The organism is Brevundimonas sp. Marseille-Q4549 (assembly GCF_976940555.1).
Genome location: NZ_CDRHXG010000001.1, coordinates 2,370,618 through 2,390,035, shown reverse-complemented (window position 1 = coordinate 2,390,035; position 19,418 = coordinate 2,370,618). Strand labels below are relative to the sequence as shown.

At 67.4% G+C, this 19,418-nt stretch carries 16 protein-coding genes, 2 tRNA genes and 1 pseudogene; 10 read left to right on the top strand and 9 right to left on the bottom strand.

Going from position 1 to position 19,418, the window contains the following annotated elements; all coding sequences use genetic code 11:
• Nucleotides 1–2: 2 nt before the first annotated feature.
• From ACWPV3_RS11800 to ACWPV3_RS11790, 3 genes are read right to left on the bottom strand one after another with little or no spacing between them, the layout of a single operon-like run.
• Entirely contained in the window at nt 3–935 is a 933-nt protein-coding gene (locus ACWPV3_RS11800) for a glycosyltransferase family 2 protein (protein WP_453977979.1), read from the bottom strand.
• A complete protein-coding gene (locus tag ACWPV3_RS11795) occupies nt 932–2,377 on the bottom strand; it encodes a lipopolysaccharide biosynthesis protein (protein WP_453978532.1) in 1,446 nt (481 codons plus the stop codon). The genes ACWPV3_RS11800 and ACWPV3_RS11795 overlap by 4 nt, the downstream gene beginning before the upstream one ends.
• Before the next feature lie 11 nt (nt 2,378–2,388).
• Complete coding sequence (locus ACWPV3_RS11790) at nt 2,389–3,900, bottom strand: exopolysaccharide biosynthesis polyprenyl glycosylphosphotransferase (RefSeq protein ID WP_453977978.1); 1,512 nt, start codon at nt 3,898–3,900, stop codon at nt 2,389–2,391.
• A gap of 117 nt (nt 3,901–4,017) precedes the next feature.
• On the opposite strand from ACWPV3_RS11790, the gene ACWPV3_RS11785 reads away from it, so the two are divergent.
• A tRNA-Ser gene (locus ACWPV3_RS11785) sits at nt 4,018–4,109 on the top strand.
• A 164-nt stretch (nt 4,110–4,273) separates the two neighbouring features.
• A complete protein-coding gene (locus ACWPV3_RS11780) occupies nt 4,274–5,056 on the top strand; it encodes a hypothetical protein (protein ID WP_453977977.1) in 783 nt (260 codons plus the stop codon).
• 289 nt (nt 5,057–5,345) lie between these two features.
• Here ACWPV3_RS11780 and ACWPV3_RS11775 read toward each other — a convergent pair.
• Nucleotides 5,346–5,486: pseudogene (locus ACWPV3_RS11775) on the bottom strand (IS6 family transposase); the annotation flags it as partial.
• Between the two features lie 82 nt (nt 5,487–5,568).
• A tRNA-Ser gene (locus ACWPV3_RS11770) sits at nt 5,569–5,655 on the bottom strand.
• 282 nt (nt 5,656–5,937) lie between these two features.
• Between ACWPV3_RS11770 and ACWPV3_RS11765 the strand changes: the two genes are divergently transcribed.
• From ACWPV3_RS11765 to ACWPV3_RS11745, 5 genes are read left to right on the top strand one after another with little or no spacing between them, the layout of a single operon-like run.
• Nucleotides 5,938–6,759: a septal ring lytic transglycosylase RlpA family protein gene (locus tag ACWPV3_RS11765; protein WP_453977976.1), complete on the top strand. Its 822-nt coding sequence runs from the start codon at nt 5,938–5,940 to the stop codon at nt 6,757–6,759.
• A 49-nt stretch (nt 6,760–6,808) separates the two neighbouring features.
• Complete coding sequence (tmk, locus tag ACWPV3_RS11760; protein ID WP_453977975.1) at nt 6,809–7,441, top strand: dTMP kinase; 633 nt, start codon at nt 6,809–6,811, stop codon at nt 7,439–7,441.
• The gene (locus ACWPV3_RS11755; protein ID WP_453977974.1) at nt 7,438–8,430 is read left to right on the top strand and encodes a DNA polymerase III subunit delta'; all 993 of its coding nucleotides are present in this window, start codon (nt 7,438–7,440) and stop codon (nt 8,428–8,430) included. Before tmk ends, ACWPV3_RS11755 begins: the two co-directional genes overlap by 4 nt.
• Complete coding sequence (locus ACWPV3_RS11750) at nt 8,430–9,212, top strand: TatD family hydrolase (protein WP_453977973.1); 783 nt, start codon at nt 8,430–8,432, stop codon at nt 9,210–9,212. The genes ACWPV3_RS11755 and ACWPV3_RS11750 overlap by 1 nt, the downstream gene beginning before the upstream one ends.
• Nucleotides 9,209–10,003 carry an MBL fold metallo-hydrolase gene (locus tag ACWPV3_RS11745; RefSeq protein WP_453977971.1) on the top strand — a complete coding sequence of 265 codons (795 nt, stop codon included), beginning with the start codon at nt 9,209–9,211 and terminating at the stop codon, nt 10,001–10,003. The genes ACWPV3_RS11750 and ACWPV3_RS11745 overlap by 4 nt, the downstream gene beginning before the upstream one ends.
• 144 nt (nt 10,004–10,147) lie before the next feature.
• Here the strand turns inward: ACWPV3_RS11745 and recG are convergent, their stop codons facing one another.
• The gene (gene recG / locus ACWPV3_RS11740) at nt 10,148–12,235 is read right to left on the bottom strand and encodes an ATP-dependent DNA helicase RecG (protein ID WP_453977970.1); all 2,088 of its coding nucleotides are present in this window, start codon (nt 12,233–12,235) and stop codon (nt 10,148–10,150) included.
• Nucleotides 12,236–12,365: 130 nt separating this feature from the next.
• Between recG and ACWPV3_RS11735 the strand changes: the two genes are divergently transcribed.
• Together ACWPV3_RS11735 and mfd are read left to right on the top strand one after the other, a co-directional pair.
• Nucleotides 12,366–12,659, top strand: a complete 294-nt coding sequence (locus ACWPV3_RS11735) for an FAD assembly factor SdhE (RefSeq protein WP_453977969.1) — start codon at nt 12,366–12,368, stop codon at nt 12,657–12,659.
• A complete protein-coding gene (gene mfd / locus ACWPV3_RS11730; RefSeq protein ID WP_453977968.1) occupies nt 12,659–16,105 on the top strand; it encodes a transcription-repair coupling factor in 3,447 nt (1,148 codons plus the stop codon). Before ACWPV3_RS11735 ends, mfd begins: the two co-directional genes overlap by 1 nt.
• 154 nt (nt 16,106–16,259) lie before the next feature.
• Here the strand turns inward: mfd and ACWPV3_RS11725 are convergent, their stop codons facing one another.
• Nucleotides 16,260–17,567, bottom strand: a complete 1,308-nt coding sequence (locus ACWPV3_RS11725; RefSeq protein WP_453977966.1) for a diguanylate cyclase domain-containing protein — start codon at nt 17,565–17,567, stop codon at nt 16,260–16,262.
• Between the two features lie 284 nt (nt 17,568–17,851).
• Between ACWPV3_RS11725 and ACWPV3_RS11720 the strand changes: the two genes are divergently transcribed.
• Complete coding sequence (locus ACWPV3_RS11720; protein WP_409516205.1) at nt 17,852–18,691, top strand: YihY/virulence factor BrkB family protein; 840 nt, start codon at nt 17,852–17,854, stop codon at nt 18,689–18,691.
• Here the strand turns inward: ACWPV3_RS11720 and ACWPV3_RS11715 are convergent.
• Entirely contained in the window at nt 18,651–18,899 is a 249-nt protein-coding gene (locus tag ACWPV3_RS11715; RefSeq protein WP_313452939.1) for a sulfurtransferase TusA family protein, read from the bottom strand. The two genes, ACWPV3_RS11720 and ACWPV3_RS11715, sit on opposite strands and share 41 nt — an antisense overlap.
• On the bottom strand, nt 18,896–19,384 hold the full coding sequence (locus tag ACWPV3_RS11710; RefSeq protein WP_312733255.1) for a CinA family protein: 489 nt from the start codon (nt 19,382–19,384) through the stop codon (nt 18,896–18,898). The genes ACWPV3_RS11715 and ACWPV3_RS11710 overlap by 4 nt, the downstream gene beginning before the upstream one ends.
• Nucleotides 19,385–19,418: the final 34 nt, after the last annotated feature.

Sequence of the window (19,418 nt, the reverse complement as noted above, 5' to 3'; positions counted from 1 at the left end):
TGTCAGACGGCCTGGGCGTAGACGGCGGCGCGATAGAGGCGCAGGGCGAAGGCGCGTACCCGCACCGGCAGGATGTCCGCCTGGGCCGCCTGACGTATCAACGGGCGAACCAGCGGCAGGCCGGGCAGGCGTTTCAACGCGCGGGCGGCCCGATAGCTGGGATAGGTGCGGACGATGTCGGGGTGCAGGGCGACGACACGGGCGAAGTTGCCGGCGCCCTGGTCGAACTTGCGCGCCAGGTCCTTCACCGTGTCCAGGCCCATGTGGGTCGCGGGATTGTCGATGTGCCGCACGGGAAATCGGCGCGAGACCCGCATGGCCCACTCCACATCCTCCCAGCCCCAGCCGGCGAAGGCGGGATCGAAAGCCTCGGCCTCGAAGACGTCGCGCCGGATCAGAAGGTTGGACGTATAGACGTATTTCTCGGGCGTCAGGGCGCGGGTCGTCGCCGGCACGCATTCGGATGCGCCGGACAGGGCCCGGTGCACGGCGAACCGCGCGTCGATCGGCGCCTGGTCCAGGGAGAAGCCGCCGAAGACCACGGGCGGGTCGTCGGTCATGACCAGATCGGCCCAGGTCCGCAGGAAATGCGGCGTGTCGGGTTTCATGTCGCTGTCGAGAAACAGATAGGCCCGCCCGCGCGCGGCCTGGGTCAGACGATTGCGACCCCTGGCGCGACCCTCGTTGGCGGCCAGGGTGATCAGTCGGGCGGGCAGGGCCAGGCCGTCCAGCACGGCCCGAAGCCGGTCGGTCAGGGCGGCGTCGCTCGTGCCGTCGTCCAGCAGGATCAGCTCCACGCGTCCGGCCAGGGCTGTCTGCTCCTGGTCCAACTGACGGATCAGCGCCTCCGGATCGTCCCGAAGGAAGGGGATCAGCACCGACAGGACGGGTTCGGCCGTCACCCAGGCCGGATTGTCGTGAAGATGCGCGCTCACGCCGGCGCTCCTCGGCGCGTTCGGATCAGGCGCATCAGCACATCGCGGACCCCGGCGGCGTTCAACGTCAAGGCCGCGGCGGCATAGACCAGGCCGCCGACGGAGGCGTCCATTATCAGTTCGACCAGCCCGCCCAGAGGCGGCAGCACCGTCACCACCCCGGCCATGATCGCCGAGGCCAGGCCGCAGCGGATCAGGCTGTCCCACGGCACGGGCAGGGGGATGGCCCGGCGGCTGAGCATCAGGCAGGCGATCAGGCCGATCGCAAAGCTCAGCGCCGTGGCCATGGCCGCGCCCATGACGCCTAGCCGGGGGATCAGGACCAGGTTCAGCACGACGTTGGTCGCGGCGGGGATGGCCATCGTCACCAGAAGAAGCCCCGTCTTCTTGCCCAGGGTGAAACCGAAGCCGAAATAGTAGGCGATCATGCCGGACAGGAAGGCTGAGGCGGCGATCCAGGGCGTGACCAGGGTTGCGGCGACGCGCAAAGGTTCGCCGATCATCAGTTCCGCCATGGGCCGCGCCACCAGGGCCAGGCCGACCGCCGCCGGCAGGCCAATCAGGATCAGGGTCGATCCTTGCTCCAAGGCCGTCTGGCGCAGCGCTTCGCGTCCGCCGCGCTCGAGCGCCATCACCATGGCCGGCGCGCCCGCCGCGCCCAGCCAGATGAACATCACGTCCAGGGTCCGGTTCGCCAGGCTGTAGCTGGCGTGATAGGCCCCGACCGCCGCCGCATCCATGAAGGCCGCCAGCAGGAACCGGTCGGTGGAGGCCAGCACCAGCGCCAGGGTCAACGAGGCGGCGATGGGATAGCCATAGGCCGCATAGGCCTTCAACCGGGCCCGATCCACGGCGCCGCCGACCGACCGGCGCAATTCTCCGGGCAGGATGAAGGGCAGGGCGAACAGGGGCGCGATCATCAGGCCCAGCATGGGCGAAGACGCGCCGGCGCCGGCGAGGGCGAAGCCGGCCCCGACCAGAAAGCCGAGAACCGCAACGGTCATGTCCACGGCGGCGGCCTTGGACACCTCGCCCGCCGCGCGATAGCGCTCCTGCGCCAGCTTGGCCAGGTTGCGGATCGGCGCCCCCGCAAGCCCGAAGCCGACCGCCAGCTTGAACGACGGCGTCAGCGGCAGCAGCCACACCGTCAGCGCCGCGACCGGCACGAAGACCGCGATGATGGCGAAGGACGTCCGGTAGAGGCTGGCGAAATGGGCCGCTAAACCTTCCGGCGTGCGCTCGGCGGCCCAGAAGCGCGCCATCGACGCCTCCAGCCAGCTGAAGGTCGCAGTGTGGGCCAGTGTCGTGACCGAAAAGGCCAGGGCGTAGTGGCCGAAGTCCGCCGGGCTGAGCAGGCGGGTGAAGACGACGATGGTCAGGAAACCGACGACGCCCTGGACGATCTGAGCCGGCAGATAGCCCCACACGCCGCGCCAGAACATGTGTTTCTCGCTCACCTGACGGCCGCCCGGTCGCCCAGAAGCACGGGGATGGTGATCAACATGATCCACAGGTCCAACCACAGGGACTGGCGCTCGATATAGTCGATGTCCCACTGGACCCGTTCGCGCACCTGGGCCTCTGTGTCGACCGGTCCGCGCGAGCCCTTGATCGCCGCCCAGCCGGTCATGCCCGGCTTGATGCGGTGGCGGTGGGCGTATTCGGCGACCAGGCGCGCCGATTCCGTCTCGCCGGTCTTCATGCCGATGGCATGGGGACGCGGGCCGACCAGGGACATCTCGCCCGACAGGACGTTGAAGATCTGCGGCAACTCGTCCAGGCTGGTGGCGCGGATGAAGCGGCCGACGCGGGTGATCCGGTCGTCGTCGGCCGAGACCTGCCGACTGGCGGTGGCGTCGGCGGCTTCGTGACGCATCGAGCGGAACTTCCACACCACGATGACTTCCTGATTGAAGCCGTGACGGCGCTGGCGGAAGAAGACCGGCCCGGGGCTGTCCAATCGCACCGCCAGCGCGACCAGGGCCATGATCGGGGCGGCGGCGATCAGGGCGATTCCACCGACCAACAGATCCTGCAGCCGCTTGTTGAACGCGCGCCGGTCCTTGTTCACCCCGTTCGACAGGGGCGCCAGCGGCATATCGGCCAGGCGGTCCAGCATCCGCTCGCCGCCCGCCTCGGTGTCGACCAGAACCGCCAGCGGATTGGGCAGAGCCTCCAGCCGCTGGGTCAGTTCACGGATGCGCGGCGTCGGGGCGGCGTCGATAGCCAGGACGATCCGGTCGATGAAGGGCGTCATCCGATGCGTCAACAGGGCCTCGGCGTCGCCCAGGACCGGCACTCCCGTCACGGCCTTGGGCGATCGGGCCAGGCGGTCGTCGAACACGCCCAGCACGTTCAGGTCGCGGCGCTCCAGCGCGCGCGCGATGAGGACTTCGGCGTTCCGGGTGGCCCCGACGACGACGACGTTGGGCGTCAACACGCCCTTGCGCCGCCAATGGCCGACGACAGCCGTCCAGATCAGGTGCATGGCCGCCAGTGCGGCGGTCACGCCGGCGCCCCAGGCCACGATGCGTTCCAGCCCGCCGCCGGCGCCGCCGCACAGCCAGTCCAGGGCCGCTGCCGCGCCTGTCGCCGCCAGCCCGGCCCACAGGACCAGAGCCAGCTGCCGCGCCGTCGTCGTATCCCGGCCAAAACGATAGAGGTCCAGCGCGCGGGTCAGGGCCAGAAGCAGCACGGCCCCGAACATAACCGGCAGGACCGTCGCCATCGTCAGATTCAGCAGCGTCGCCGCTCCGTCGGCCGACAGGGCCAGAAGGGAGGCGCCCAGGACGCACAGCACGTCGATGGTGCGGAAATAGTGCGGCGCCAGTCGGACGGCCGAGCGCTCTCGCGTATTCAACCAGACCTCGGGCCGAAACGGTCCACGCGCCACGTCGCCAGGCGCGGTGCGACCTGGGCCGGCGGCGGTCGCAGCCAGGGGTGAGGCGTAATCGAGCATCGGCATCCGTAGTGTCGGTCGCCGCTCATGGAGCACGGTTCGCCTCTATGGCGCGTTAACGTCGCCACTTTCTCTCGAACCGGATTGCACGCGCCGCCGACCTCCGCTATCGACGCCTTCGCTGGAGACGTGGCCGAGTGGCTGAAGGCAACGGTTTGCTAAATCGTCGTACCCTGTAAGGGGTACCGAGGGTTCGAATCCCTCCGTCTCCGCCATTCCCCTAAAAATCCATATAAAACAACTTGTTACAGGCCTACTTGGCCGACGTGTGTGACGGATTGTGTGACGCGGGGGCGGAACACCGGTCGGCTTGATTGTGGACGTTTAACAGCTATCAAACCCGCCCTTTCGTCGAACAATGACGTGATAGATTTCCGTCATGACCGACTCGCCATGCCATCCTTCGTTTCCACAACCCGAATCGCCGAGCGTTTCGCTCTGGCGCTACATGGATTTTCCGCGCTTCGAATGGATGGCTGAAAACGAGCGGCTGTTCATTCCCACCGCCGATAACCTTGGCGATCCGCTGGAAGGCACTACGCCGCAGGCAGAAATAGATTGGTGGGATCGAGAACTTGCCAATGCAGATACCGAGGAACGCCGGAAGACCATTCTTCACAACCGCAGCTTCTTTGCTCATTTCGCTGAGGCGTTCAGAAAGAACTACTACGTCACGTGCTGGCACATGAACGAGTTCGAGAACAACGTCATGTGGGGGGCTTACACACGGACGAAAGAGGCCGTTGCAATCCGGACGACCTATGGCGACCTCCAACGCAATCTTCCGGCATTCGCCCTTCTGGGGGTGGTCCGCTATCTCGATTATAGCTCTCAACCCCTGCCTGATCGGACGAATATGTTCGAGTGGATCATGCACAAGGAAGCACTATACGCGGGCGAGTGTGAGGTTCGTGCAGTCATCTTCCCGCCCCACGATGAGGCGTACGGATTGGCCGATTTCAATGCTCATCATTTCACGAAGATAGACGACCCTAACTTTAGGCTCTTTGCCCCACCGATTAATCTGTCGGAGATCGTTCAACAGGTCATCATACATCCGGAGGCAGCGCCGGAGTTTCGGGAAAAAGTAGAAGCGTTGTGTAGGAGCAAGGGCCTCCCTAGCCCTACCCAAAGTCGCCGCCATCGGACGCCAGTCTTCTAGTTTCTAGTAGGGATGATATTCGGCGTCGGTCACGTGATAGACGAGCGTGGCTTCTATAGCGAAGCCGTTGGCCCGGCGAAGATTGGATGGGTGAACAAGGTGGGAATGCCCGTCCAAGCTCAAATAGGTTGAGTTGCGTTTGCGATAGACGCTGATAACGACGGGAGTGCCGTCGTGGCGCTTCGCCCGGACTTCGCCACGCGGGCCGCTGGTGGATGGCAATGGATGCTCCTGCTTTCTATGGCGTCAGGCCGGTGTTGAAGATGACATACCGGATCAGGCTGTAGCAGCGCACCGTTTCGCGGCTGGCCTCGATCCCGCGCTCCGCCATCAACTCCTCGACGTCGCGGATGCTCAGCGTGAACCGGAAATACCAGCGTACCGCCAGCAGGATCACCGCTGGAGGGAACCGGTGACGCTTGAAATCGATTGGGGATTCACCCTGCCTCCAGCCTTAACCACCTGACTGGAGAGAAGTTAGCGTTAGACTGCCAGCACCAACTCGTAATCGGCGGAAGCGGTGGGATTCGAACCCACGGACGGCTTGCACCGTCGCCGGTTTTCAAGACCGGTTCCTTAAACCACTCGGACACACTTCCTTACCGGCTCGGCGCTGTCGCTTACGGTGGGCTTATGGGTGACTTTTCGTCGTCCTGGGCCTTGCCGAAGACCGCCAGCTAAGCGGCTGTAACCACACTCCTATTCAGCCGCGCTCCTCGGTTCAAGGTCCAAGCCCGCATAAGCTTTCAAGACCGCTGCCTTAAACCGCTCGGCCACCTGTCCTCCGTGCGGACGAACGCCATAGCAGGGGAAGGGAGCGTTAACCAAAGCGGAAATGTCTTGGGCCATCCTGTTTTCGACTTTTCAGCCGAGGCGGACGGATGACGGCGAGACGGTGGATCGGCAGGGCGGCTATTCTGGGCCTGTTCGCCTTTCTGGCGGCCTGTTCGACGGTGGGCGGCGGGCGAGGCGGTTCTTCGGCCTATCCCGTGGTGAAGAATCCGGCGCCGGTCGTCACCGGGACCATGCGGCCGTATCAGGTGCGCGGGCGCTGGTACACGCCCAAGGATCAGCCGGATTACGAGGAGGTCGGCCTGGCGTCCTGGTACGGCGACGCCTTCAACGGGCGGCCCACCTCCAGCGGCGAGCGGTTCGACATGAACGCCCTGACGGCCGCGCACAAGACGCTGCCGCTGCCGGGGTTGGTCGAGGTCACGAACCTCGAGAACGGCCGTCGGCTGGTGGTGCGGATCAATGATCGCGGGCCGTTCGTGGACAGCCGCATCATCGATCTGTCGCGCGAGGCGGCCAAGGAATTGGACCTGCTGTCACAGGGCGTGGGCCGGGTGAGGGTGCGCTATCTGGGGCCGGCGCCGCAGCAGGGCGGCGGCGCCCTCTTGAGAGCTTCAGCCCCAGCGCCCGCGCCGCGAACGCCACCCCCTGTCGCGCCGCCTGCGCCGGTCGCAACATCCGTGGCGGCGGCCGAGACATCGAGCTTCTGGGTTCAGGCGGGCCTCTTCGCCGATGCGGGCGAGGCCGGGCGAATCGCCGACAGCCTGAGCGGCTGGGTCCGCGCCGATGGCGAGGGCGGACGCTATCGCGTCGTCGTCGGGCCATGGGACAGCGCCAACGCCGCCGAGGCCGCGCGATTATCGGTCATGGCGCGCGGTTATTCGGGCGCCCTGTTGATATCCGGCCGCTGAAAGGTCCGGCGGGGTTGCGTCAGGCGCGGTGGGCGCGCCATGAAGGCGCGTGACGCGCGGCAACTTCATTACATTCGAGGGCGGCGAGGGCGCCGGCAAGTCGACCCAGGTCGGGCGGCTGGTCGAGCGGCTGAAACCTGTGCTGGGCGACCGGCAGGTGGTGCGCACGCGCGAGCCGGGTGGGTCGAAGGGCGCCGAGGTGATCCGCAATCTGGTGGTGGCCAACGAGGCCGAGCCCTGGTCGGCCATGACCGAGACCCTGCTGATGTATGCGGCGCGCTCGGACCATCTGGAACATACGGTGCGGCCGGCCCTGGCGGCGGGCGACTGGGTGGTGTGCGATCGGTTCGCCGATTCCAGCCGCGCCTATCAGGGGGCGGGCGGCGGCGTGGCCCAGAGCTTCATCGAACAGATCGATGCGGGCGTGGTCGGGACCGATCAGCCGGACCTGACCCTGGTGTTCGACCTGCCCGTCGAGGTGGGTCTGGAGCGGGCCTTCGGGCGCGGGCTGTTCGAGACGCGGTTCGAATCCAAGGGGCTGGCGTTTCACCAGCGGCTTCGCGAGGGGTTTCTGAGGATCGTCGAGGCCCATCCCGAACGGTGCGTGCTGATCGACGCGGTCGGATCGCTGGATGAGGTCGAGGCGCGGGTCTGGCGGGCGGTTCAGGATCGGCTGCTGTGAGCGACGATCATCCCCGCGACCGTTTCGACCTGGTCCCCGATGCGGCGGCCGAGGCCGCGTTTCTGGATGCGTGGGAGCGGGGGCGGCTGCACCACGCCTGGCTGCTGTGCGGGGTGGAAGGCGTGGGCAAGGCGACCTTCGCCTATCGCGCAGCGCGGCGGTTGTTGGGGGCGGCGGCCGATCCGGGGCGCGGACCGTTGGGCGCGCGTCGTGACGATCCGGTCAGCCGGCTGATCTCAGCCCAGGCCCATCCCGATCTGCTGGTGCTGGAACGGCTGGTCGAGGGCGGCAAGACCAAGAAGTCGATCTCGGTCGATCAATCGCGCGAACTGCCCGAGTTCTTCTCCAAAAGTCCGTCTCAGGCGCAGCATCGGGTCGCGATCATCGACGCCGCCGACGACCTGAATGTCAACGCCGCCAATGCCTTGCTGAAGGTTCTTGAGGAGCCGCCCGAGCGTGGCGTGTTGTTCCTCGTGACCCATGCGCCGGGGCGGTTGCTGGCCACCATCCGCTCGCGCTGTCGACGGTTGAGCTTTCCGATCTGGACGCCCGACCGACTGGAGACGCTGGTGCGCAACCGGACGGGCGTGGAGCGCGAGGATGCCGAACATGCGGCCGTCATGGCGGGGGGATCGCCGGGGGCGGCCCTGGCGCTGGCGTCGGGGGCGACCTTCGAAATGGATCAGCTGGCGCGGCGCTGGGTCGACGGCGACATCGACCGGGCCGAGGCCCTGGCGGTCGCCGACAAGTTCCGGGGCGCGGAAGGGCAGGAGCGGTTCGAGGTGTTGATGGATCGACTGATTTCGGCGGTGAAGATGCGCGCGTTGGACGGGGCGCCGGCCGGCGGTCATCGCTGGGCCGATCTGTGGGAACGGCTGCAGCCCCTGCCGGAACGGACGGCGGGCCTGAACCTGGATCGCGGCGACGTGCTGGCGGGCGCCCTGGCCGATATCCGGCGGGTCCAGGCGCAGCAGGGACGGATGGGCTGATGCTGATCGACAGCCATGTGAACCTGCACGCGCCGCAGTTCGACGAAGACCGGGACGCGGTGATCGCGCGGGCGCGCGCGGCGGGCGTCGCCCTGATGGTCGAAATCTCCGACAGGCTGACGACCTTCGAGGCGACGCACGGGATCGCCATGGTCCACGACGACATCTGGTGCACGGTCGGGGTCCATCCACACGAGGCGAAGGATGCGGCGGACCTGACGGCGGCGACGCTTGTCGAACTGGCGCAGCGGCCGAAGGTGGTCGGGATCGGCGAATGCGGGCTGGATTTCCACTATGATCTCAGCCCGCGCGAGGTTCAGGCGGCGGTGTTTCGCCAGCATGTCGCGGCGGCGCGGGAAACCAGCCTGCCGCTGGTGATCCACACGCGCGAGGCGGACGATGTGATGGGGGATATCCTGCGCGAGGAATACGCCGCCGGGCCGTTCAAGATGTTGATGCACTGCTACACAAGCGGGGCGGAACTGGCGAAGATCGCTGCGGAAATGGGGGCGTGGTTCTCGGTGTCCGGCATCGCCACCTTCAAGGCGGCCGAGGATGTGCGGGCCGTGATCCGCGATATGCCGGGCGACCGGATCATCGTGGAGACCGACTGCCCCTATCTGGCGCCCATCCCGCACCGCGGACGGCGCAACGAGCCGGCCTATGTCGGCCATGTGCTGGACAAGCTGGCTGAAATCCGGGGCTGGAGCGCCGAGGAGGCGGACAGGCGGACGACCGAGGCCTTCTTCGGCCTGTTCGACCGGATACCGAGGCCGGCTTGAGTTTCGAGGCCGTCATCCTGGGCAGCGGGTCGTCGGGCGGGGTGCCGCGCGGCGACGGCGACTGGGGCGCCTGCGATCCGTCGGAGCCTAAGAACCGACGCACCCGCTGTTCGATGCTGGCGCGAAAAACGGGGGCTGAGGGCATCACCAATGTCCTGATCGACACCTCGCCGGACCTGCGCGAGCAGATGCTGGCCAGCGGGACCAGACACGTCGACGCCGTGCTCTATACCCATGACCACGCCGACCAAACCCACGGGATCGACGATCTGCGGACCTTCGCCGCGCGCGCGCGAAAGCGGATTCCGGCCTGGATGGACGAGGCGACGCGGGCGTCGCTGACGCATCGGTTCGACTACATCTTCGAGACCAAGCTGGGCTATCCGCCGCTGCTGGAGGCGCGGACCATTCCGCCGCATGGCGTGGATTGGTCGGTCGAGGGCGCGGGCGGGGCGATCCCGGTCACGACCTTCGATCAGGCGCACGGGCCGATCCGTTCGGTTGGATACCGGCTGGGCGACATGGCCTATTCCAGCGACGTATCCGATCTGGACGAGGCGGCCCTGAAGGCTGTGGCGGGTTGCCAGGTGTGGATCGTGGACGCCCTGCGTTATGCGCCGCATCCCACCCATGCCCATCTGGACCGCGCGCTGGAATGGATCGCCGCCGCCGATGTGGAGCGAGCGGTACTGACGAACCTGCATATCGACATGGATTACAAGGCGTTGTCGGCGCTTGTTCCGGCGAATGTCGAGGTCGGGTTCGATGGCTGGAGCGCGGTGATCGGCTGACGGTTTGTCTCTACAGCCGTCATCCTCGGGCTTGACCCGAGGATCGGGTGTCGCTGGTGCTGTGCCTCTCCGGATACGCAAGGGTGCGGATCATTCGATCCTCGGGTCAAGCCCGAGGATGACGGAGGATGGGGTGGGGCGGGTTCAGTCGCTTCCCGCCTTGTGGCCCTTCCAGTCGAACAGCTCTTCCAAAACCTGAACCGCCTGGCCGCGTTCGGAGGTCAAGTCGGGGTCGCGGTTCAGGATCAGGCGGGCGTCGTCGGCGGCGGCCAGCATCAGGCTGCGGTGGCGAATGGGGTCGGCGAAGCGGTAGGCGGGAAAGCCGCTCTGTTTCAGGCCCAGCGGGTCGCCGCCGCCGCGCAGGCGGAAATCCTCTTCCGCGATGACGAAGCCATCCTCCGTGCGGCGCAGGGTTTCCAGCCGCTCCTTGGCGGTTTCTCCAAGAGCGCCGTCCTGACCGCCGTACAGCAGGATGCAGGAACTGGCCTTCGATCCGCGACCGACGCGGCCCCGGAGTTGGTGCAACTGGGCCAGGCCGAAACGGTCGGCGTGTTCGATGACCATGATCGAGGCGTTGGGCACATCGACCCCGACCTCGACGACCGTGGTGGCGACCAGGACCGGCAGGCAGCCGTCGGCGAAATCGGCCATGACGGCCTCACGCTCGGCGGCGGGCATCTGGCCGTGGGCCAGGCCGACCTCGACGCCCAGCAGACGGCGCAGGTCGTCGGCGCGGTCGACGGCGGCGGCCAGGTCGATGGCCTCGGATTCCTCGACCAGGGGGCAGATCCAATAGGCCTGGGCGCCGCCTTCGATGGCGGTCTTCAGTCGAGCGGCGACCTCGCCTATGCGGGCCAAGGGCAGGACGGCGGTGGTGACAGGGGTGCGGCCGGGCGGTTTTTGCATCAGGCGGCTGACCTCCAGCTCCCCGTACTGGGTCAGCTCCAGCGTGCGGGGGATGGGGGTGGCCGACATGGTCAGCAGGTGGACGGCGCCAAGACGCGGATCGCCCTTGGCCTGAAGCCGCTGGCGTTCGTTGACGCCGAAACGGTGCTGCTCGTCGATGACGGCCAGGGCCAGCTTGTCGAAGCGGACGGCGTCCTGGAACAGGGCGTGGGTGCCGATGGCGACCTGGGCCTGGCCCGCAGCGAGGGCGGCCAGTTTCTCGCGCCGCTGGCCGTTGGTGTCGCGGCCGGTCAGAAGCACCGAGGTGACGCCTGCGGCCTCCAGAAGCGGGCCGAGTTTCTCATAATGCTGGCGGGCCAGGATTTCAGTCGGGGCCATCAGGGCGGACTGGAAGCCGCTGGAGGCCGCGTCGGCCAGGGCCAGGGCGGCGACGGCGGTCTTGCCCGAGCCCACATCGCCCTGCAGCAGGCGGCCCATCTGTTTGCCGCCCGCCAGATCGCGACGGATTTCGGCAACGGCCTGGGCCTGGGCGTTGGTCAGTTCGAAGGGCAGGGCCTGAAGCAGACGGTCGGACGCCGCGCCGGGGGCGATGACGGGCGCGGGCTTGATCTCGCGCGCGCGACGACGGCGGGCGAGGGCCAGTTGATGGGCCAGGAATTCGTCATAGGCCAGACGCTGTCGGGCGGGCGCATCGGGCGACAGATCGGGCTCGCCGGCGGGGGCGTGCAGCGCATCCAGCGCGGCGCGCCAGGATAGCCAGCCCTGTTTCTTCAGCCAGGCGGCGTCCTGCCATTCCGCCAGGTCGGGGGCGGCGGGCAGGGCGGCCTGAACCAGCTTTCGCAACTGGCGCGAGGTCAGCCCCTGCGTCGCCGGATAGACGGGCTCGGAGGCGGGGATGTCGGCCGCCTTGTCCAGCGTGACGATGTCCGGGTGGACGATCTGGACCTCGCCGTTGAACCGCTCGACCTTGCCGGACACCAGCCGCGTCTCGCCGCGGGGCAGGAGGCGATCGATGTGCTGAGGCGAGCCGCCGAACCAGACCAGATGGACGAAGCCGGTCGGGTCGCTGGCGCGGACCTTCAGGGGCGCGCCCGGGCGGCTGGGTGCGAAGAGGCGGTCGATGATCACCTCGAAGATCCCGACCTCGCCGTCGACGGCGGTCGCTGCCTGCATCGGGCGCCGGACGACGACGCCGGATGGCGGGAGGAACACTAGGTCGCGCACCAGCCGGCCTGCGACCTTCTGCACCAGCGGCAGGACGCGTGGGCCCACCCCCTTCAGGGTCGAGACCTCGGCGAACAGGGGAAAGAGACTCGGCGGACGCATCGCCGTGAACATAGCGTGACCATGACGGGTGGCGAAACGGTCTCAGGAACGCTATTTCCCCCGTCCTGTTTTAAGTCTGGACCGGGCAAGGATTCTTGTGGCCGAAATCGACGCGCGTCTTGAGAGTGAAATGACCCCGGAGCGCAAGCTGCGCCTAGGCCGAATCCAGTTCCGGGCCTGGCGGCGGGGTTTCCGCGAAGCCGACATGGTTCTGGGACCGTTCGCGGACCAGGTGGCGCCGGGGTTGGATGACAGCGAACTGGACCAGTTCGAGGCCCTGCTGAACGAGGAAGATCAGTGGCTCTACGGCTGGATCATCGAACGTGATCCGACCCCGTCCGAGTTCGAGACGCCGGTGATGGCCAAGGTGCGGGCCTTCATGCGCGCCCATGTCGCCGCCGAAGTCGGCAAGGGGATCGGCTGATGGACGCGCGCGTGCAGCGGACGGACGCCGAACTGGGCGGGGCGCCGGAGGGTCTGGACGCCCTGATCGTCGCCGAGCGGATCATGGAGCAGGGCGGAGTCGGCCTGTTCGTCGCGCGCGACTATCAGCGTGCGGGATCCTTTACGCAGGCGTTTCAGTTTTTCGCGCAGGACATTGAAGTTCTGGATTATCCGGCCTGGGATTGTCTGCCCTATGACCGGCTGAGCCCGACGGCGGCGATCGCGGCGCAGCGGATGGCGACCCTGACGCGGCTGGCCCAGCGCAAGCCGGACGACGCCCCCGTGCTGGTCGTCACCACCATTTCGGCGGCCATGCAGCGGACGCCGCCCCGGTCGGTGACCTTGCAGGCCGGGTTCGAAACCAAGGTCGGGCGCGACCTCGATATTCAGGCGCTGGAACGGTATTTCGCCGCCAACGGCTATGTTCGCGCCTCGACGGTTTCGGAACGCGGAGAGTTTGCGGTGCGCGGCGGGGTGGTGGACGTCTATCCCCCGGGATTCGCCGAGCCGGTGCGGCTGGACATGTTCGGCTCGGAACTGGAATCGATCCGCACCTTCGATCCCGAAACGCAGCGTTCGACGGGGCAGATGAAGGCGGTGTCGCTGGCGCCGGTGTCGGAGGCCCTGCTGGACGCCGAGGCTATTTCGCGGTTTCGCACAGGCTATCTGAACCTGTTCGGGGCGCCGGGCGACGATCCGCTGTATGCGACGATCAGCGAGGGCGCGCGGCGTCAGGGCATGGAGCAGTGGTTGCCGCTGTTTTACGAGACGCTGGACACCCTGTTCGACTATCTGCCGGATCAGGCGCAGGTCTTCCTGGACAATCAGGTCGAGACGGCGCGCGGAGAGCGGTGGGACCTGATCGCCGACGCCTATGAGGCGCGGGCCGAGGCGGCGCGGGCGAAGGGCGGGGCGGTGGCCAATCGGGCCTTGCCGCCAAAACAGCTCTATATGGATGCGGGCGACTGGAACCAAGCGCTGGCATGCCGCGCGGTGCGACGGTTCACGCCCTTTTCGAACGGCGGCGAGGACGCGGGCGGACGGCTGGGGCGGACGTTCGCCGCCGAGCGGGCGCATGACAGCGTCAATCTGTTCCAGGCCGTCGCCGATCACGCCCAGGCGTTGAAGGCGGATGGCCGTCGCGTGCTGTTCGCCAGCTGGACCGAAGGCTCGTCCGAGCGGCTGGCGACCATGCTGGCCGACCACGGGCTGGATCATATCGTCGCCGTGCGAGACTGGGCCGACGTTCAGACCGCGCCCAAGGACCTTTATCTACGCGGCGTGCTGCCAGTCGAGCATGGCTTCGTCACCGACGACGTGGCGGTGATCTGCGAGACCGACATTCTGGGCGACCGGCTGGCGCGGCCGCGCAAGAAGCGTCGCGCCTCGAACTTCCTGGCCGAGGCCTCGGCCCTGACGACCGGCGACCTGGTGGTCCACCTGGATCATGGCATCGGCCGTTACGAAGGGCTGAAGACCCTGGATATCCAGCAGGCGCCCCACGACTGTCTGGAGCTGATGTACGCCGGGGAGAGCAAACTCTATCTGCCGGTCGAGAACATCGATCTTCTGACCCGCTACGGCTCCGATTCCGAAGGGGCGCAGCTGGACCGGCTGGGCGGCGCGGGCTGGCAGGCGCGCAAGGCCAAGGCCAAGGAGCGGCTGCGCGCCATGGCCGAGGGGCTGATCGCCCTGGCCGCCAAACGGGCGCTGCGCGAGACGGAGGCCGTGACCCCGCCCCCGGGCCTGTTCGCCGAATTCTGCGCGCGCTTCCCCTATGAAGAGACCGACGACCAGCTGAACGCCATCGGCGACGTGCTGGAGGACCTGGGCAAGGGCGTGCCGATGGATCGCCTGATCTGCGGCGACGTCGGCTTCGGCAAGACCGAGGTGGCGCTGCGGGCCGCCTTCGTCGTAGCGATGACCGGTCAGCAGGTGGCGGTGGTCGCGCCCACGACGCTATTGGCGCGCCAGCACTACAAGACCTTCACCGAACGGTTCGCCGGTTGGCCGGTCAAGGTGCGGCAACTGTCGCGGATGGTGACGGGCAAGGAGGCGACGGAGACGCGCGCGGGCCTGAAGGACGGCTCGGTCGAGATCGTGGTCGGCACCCATGCGGTGCTGGCCGAACAGGTGGGCTTCCGCGATCTGGGCCTGGTGATCGTGGACGAGGAGCAGCATTTCGGCGTCAAGCACAAGGAGAAGCTGAAGACGCTGCGGGCTGACGTGCATCTGCTGACCCTGACGGCCACGCCGATCCCGCGCACGCTGCAGATGGCCCTGACCGGCATCCGCGAAATGTCGATCATCGCCACCCCGCCGGTCGACCGTCTGGCGGTGCGGACCTATGTGACGCCGTGGGACCCGGTGCTGGTGCGCGAGGCCCTGCTGCGCGAGAAATACCGCGGGGGTCAGGCCTATTATATCGCGCCGCGCCTGAAGGATTTGCCGGACATCGAGAAGTTCCTGCGCGAGCAGGTCCCCGAGGTGAAGTTCGTCGTCGGTCACGGCCAGATGAGCGCGACCCAGCTGGAGGAGGTGATGAGCGCCTTCTACGACGGGGAATATGACGTGCTGGTCTCGACCACGATCGTCGAGAGCGGGCTGGATATTCCGACAGCCAATACGCTGATCGTGCACCGCGCCGACATGTTCGGGCTGGCGCAGCTTTATCAGATCCGGGGACGGGTCGGCCGGTCCAAGGCGCGGGCCTTCGCCTATCTGACCACCGATCCGATCAAGCCGATGACCTTGTCGGCCGAGCGACGCCTGCAGGTCTTGCAGTCGCTGGACAATCTGGGCGCCGGTTTCCAGCTGGCCAGCCACGACCTGGACCAGCGCGGCGGCGGCAATCTGCTGGGCGACGAACAGTCGGGCCATATCCGCGAGGTGGGCGTCGAACTGTATCAGCAGATGCTGGAGGACGCGGTCGCCGAACTGAAGGAGAAGGGCGAGGGCGTGGGCGTGGATCGCGGCTGGTCGCCGTCGATCAATGTCGGCGCTTCGGTCCTGATTCCAGAGGATTACGTGCCAGACCTGAACGTGCGTCTGAGCCTCTATCGCCGTCTGTCCGACGCCGAGCAGAGCGAGGATCGCGAAGCCCTGGCCGCCGAACTGATCGACCGTTTCGGGCCGTTGCCGGACGAGGCGCAGCAACTGCTGAAGATCGTCGGCATCAAGTCGAACTGTCGTCGCGCCTGTATCGAGAAGATCGACATCGGGCCGCGCGGGGCGGTGCTGACGCTGCGGGACAACAGCTTCCCCAATCCGGTCGGTCTGGTGGGACTGATCCAGAAGAACCACGCCTTCTGGAAGATCAGGCCGGATCAGAAGATCGTGGTGTCGGGCGACTGGCCCACGGCCGAGGACCGGCTGAAGGTGGCCGAGCGGATCACCGCCGATCTGGCGCGGGTGGCGGGGGCGTAGGTTTTTCGTCCCAACTTTTCGCGTCATCCTCGGGCTTGACCCGAGGATCGGGCGTGGTTCGGGCTGTGCGTCACCCGTGGCGCAATGCGGTGGATAACCCGGCCCTCGGGTCAAGCCCGAGGGTGACGGAGACGGATGATGGCGGGCTGATCCGTCAGCGCGTCTTTTCGTAGAGGTCGGTCGAGGCGCGTTCCAGAAGGACGGCCGCGCTCTCGCCCGGCCGGATCTCGGCCGAACCCACGTCGAACTCGGCCACGAAAGGCGAACGGTCGGCCCCCGCGTCGAAGGCGGTGCAGCCGATCACGGCGGCGATGCGCTCTGCGGCCAGGCGCGCCTCTTCGCCGTGGGTGGCCGGCAGAGCCAGGGCGAAGACCTCCTTGGCCAGACGCACGGGGGTGTCTTCGACCCGCACCAGACGCGACACCATGGCTCCGATCTGGGGCATGGCGCGGTCCAGCCAACCGCCCTGGCGCGCCCAGGTCACGGCCTCGGTCTCTCGCACTCGCAGGACGCAGACCGACAGGGGGCGTTTTCTGGCGCGCGAGGCCTCGGCGACGCGACCCAGGTGGGCGGCGAAGAGTTCAGGCGTGAACAGGCCCGTCGCCGGGTCCATGATCTCCAGGCTGCGCACCGAATCCAGCGCCTTGCGGATGGTCAGGTGGCGGCGGTGGGCGCGGGCTAGGCTGAGGATGCGCTCGGCCGTCTCCATCTCGGGCGTGTCGGCCGAAGCCACGTCGGCGAACCCGCGATTGAACAACTCCGACAGGCTGATCTCGTTCTTGCCGCGCAGATAGAGCATCAGCGGGATGTGATAGAGGCGCGTGTTGCGCTTCATGCCCGAGGCGATCGACAGGGCCGGGGCATGGTCGTCGGCGCCCCACAGAACCGCGGCGTCGAAGGTACTTTCGTGCAGGTAGTCGAAGGCGGTGTAGGGCGTCGGGGCGGCGATCACCTCCACGCCAGCGGCGGTCAGGGCGTTGGACAGGGCCAGGAAGCGCCGATCCGCGACGCCGGCGGCGAGAACGCGCAAGGGCGTGTCGTCGTCCTTCTCGGTGGAAAGGCCGATGCCGCGCGCGGCGAAGGTGGCCACCCGAAGGCGGAACTCTTCCTCCGCAATGGCGGCGCGGACCAACTGTTCCAGGCGCAAGGCGGCCTGGGCCGGATGCGGCGGCGTCGACATGACCAGGTCGGCCCCGCCTGCCTGATCGGGACGGCCCCCGATGACCAGCAGGGGCAGACGGCGCGGTTCCGCAGCGGCGCGCAGACGGGACAGGGTCTCCGGCGAGGCCGAATCGACAGCGACGACCGCCGCTTGCAGCGGGAAATCGTTGAGGGTCGCTTCCGCCGCAGCGATGTCGCGCGCCGTAACCGTCCGCCAGCCCAGGGCGTCGAGACCGGAGGCGAGGAGACCGATTCGATCGTCCGAGGCCGCCAGAACCAATACACGCGCGTCGAAAGCCAAGCCGGTCGTCTCCGTGGGCGTCCAGCCCGCAGCCCCTGAAGGGAGTCGACGGACCATACCGACCTGGGTGTTAAGGAAACAGCCCCCGATGCGACTTGCGCAGAGAAATCCACGCGTGAGGAAAGGACTTACACCTGTCGTGGAATCCGCTAGTTTCCGCTGCTTGTGCAACGGTTGTGGGGACCGGCTTGAGCGATCATTTGACCCGGTCCGTCCTGCGGGCGCCGCGTTTCTGGGCTGGTCTGGCGGTGCGCGCCTTTGCGCGTAGCTGGGGACGGGACGTCATGCTCTACACCGGCGGGGTGTCGTTCTTCGCCCTGCTGGCGGTGTTTCCGGCCATCGCCATCCTGATCGGCTTCTACAAACTGGGTCTGTCGATCACCGAGGTCAGCGCCCAGGCTGCGGCCTTGTCGGACCTGCTGCCCAATGCGGCCCAGGCCATATTCCAGGGCGAAATCACCCGACTGAGCAACGCCTCCGCCCGTACCGTTTCCGCCCAGAGCGCCTTCGCCCTGTTCGTTGGCGCCTATGCCGCGCACAGGGGATTCAAGGCCTTGCTGGCAGGTCTGAACCTGATCCACGACGAGACCGAGCCGCACGGCTTCTTCAAATTCAATCTCCTGGCCTTCTTCGTCGCGGTTTTTGCCTTCGCTCTGTTCACCGTGGTTTCGGGCGCGGTCGTGACCGTGCGGATTCTGGCGCACACCTCGTCCTTGGCCGGGAATGAGGCGGTCGGATGGGCGCCGCTGGACGCCCTGCTGCCAGCCGTCGGTCTGGCGGTCGGTCTGACGCTGCTCTACCGCTACGCCATGAGCCATACGTCGCCGGTGGCCTGGCTGCCCTCGGCGACAGGCGGACTGGTCGCCACCCTGATGTCGGTGGTGTCGTCCTGGCTGTGCGCCATCTATGTCGAGCAGATCGCGCCTCTGGGGGCCACCTATGGCTCGGTCGGCGCCGTGGTTGTGCTGCTGATCTGGCTGTCGTGGAACGTCAACGCCATCTTCTATGGCGGCGCCTTTGCGACCGAGATGGAACTGGCGGCAAAAGCTCAGGCTCAGGCGGCCGCTCCGCCCGCCGGCGTGGTCAATCTGTCGGAGCGACGGGCGCGCCGGTCTCGACCGTAAGGCGGATCACGCCATTGGTTTCTTCCACATCGATCAGGCGACCGCCCGTCTGCGTCATGAGGAAGGGCACGTCGATTCGGGCCATGGGATCCGTGGCCAAAAGGACCAAGCGATCGCACGGCGCGGCGGTGCGCAGGGCCTTCATCAGCCTGAGGCTGGGGATCGGACATTGATGGCCGCGCGCATCGATGACGACCGCGTCCGTCACGCCAGGCGATCCAGCAGCATTTCCAGCGCCACGCGCAGGGCGGCCAGGCGCACCGCCTCGCGGCCCAGGTCGCCGAACCGTTCTTCACGGTGCACCAGACCTGTGGGTCCGGTCGCCGCGAAATGGACCAGGCCCACGGGCTTTTCGGCCGATCCGCCGCCGGGGCCGGCGACGCCCGTTACGGCGACCGAGACGACGGCGCGCGAATGGCCCACGGCGCCGGTCGCCATGGCGCGCGCCACCGGTTCGGACACCGCGCCGTGCGTCTTCAGCAGCCCTTCATCGACCCCCAGCATCTGGGTCTTGGCCGCGTTGCTGTAGGTGACGAAGCCCCGATCCAGAGCGGCGGACGACCCGGCTATCGCCGTCAGGGCGCCGGCGACCAGGCCGCCCGTGCAGCTTTCGGCCGTGGCCAGCATCAGGCCGCGCCGGCTGGCGGCCGCGACGATCTGTTGCGCCAGGCGCTGTATGTCATCGGGGAACATGGCCTTTTCATAGGCCCCCAGACCCGCTCTAACC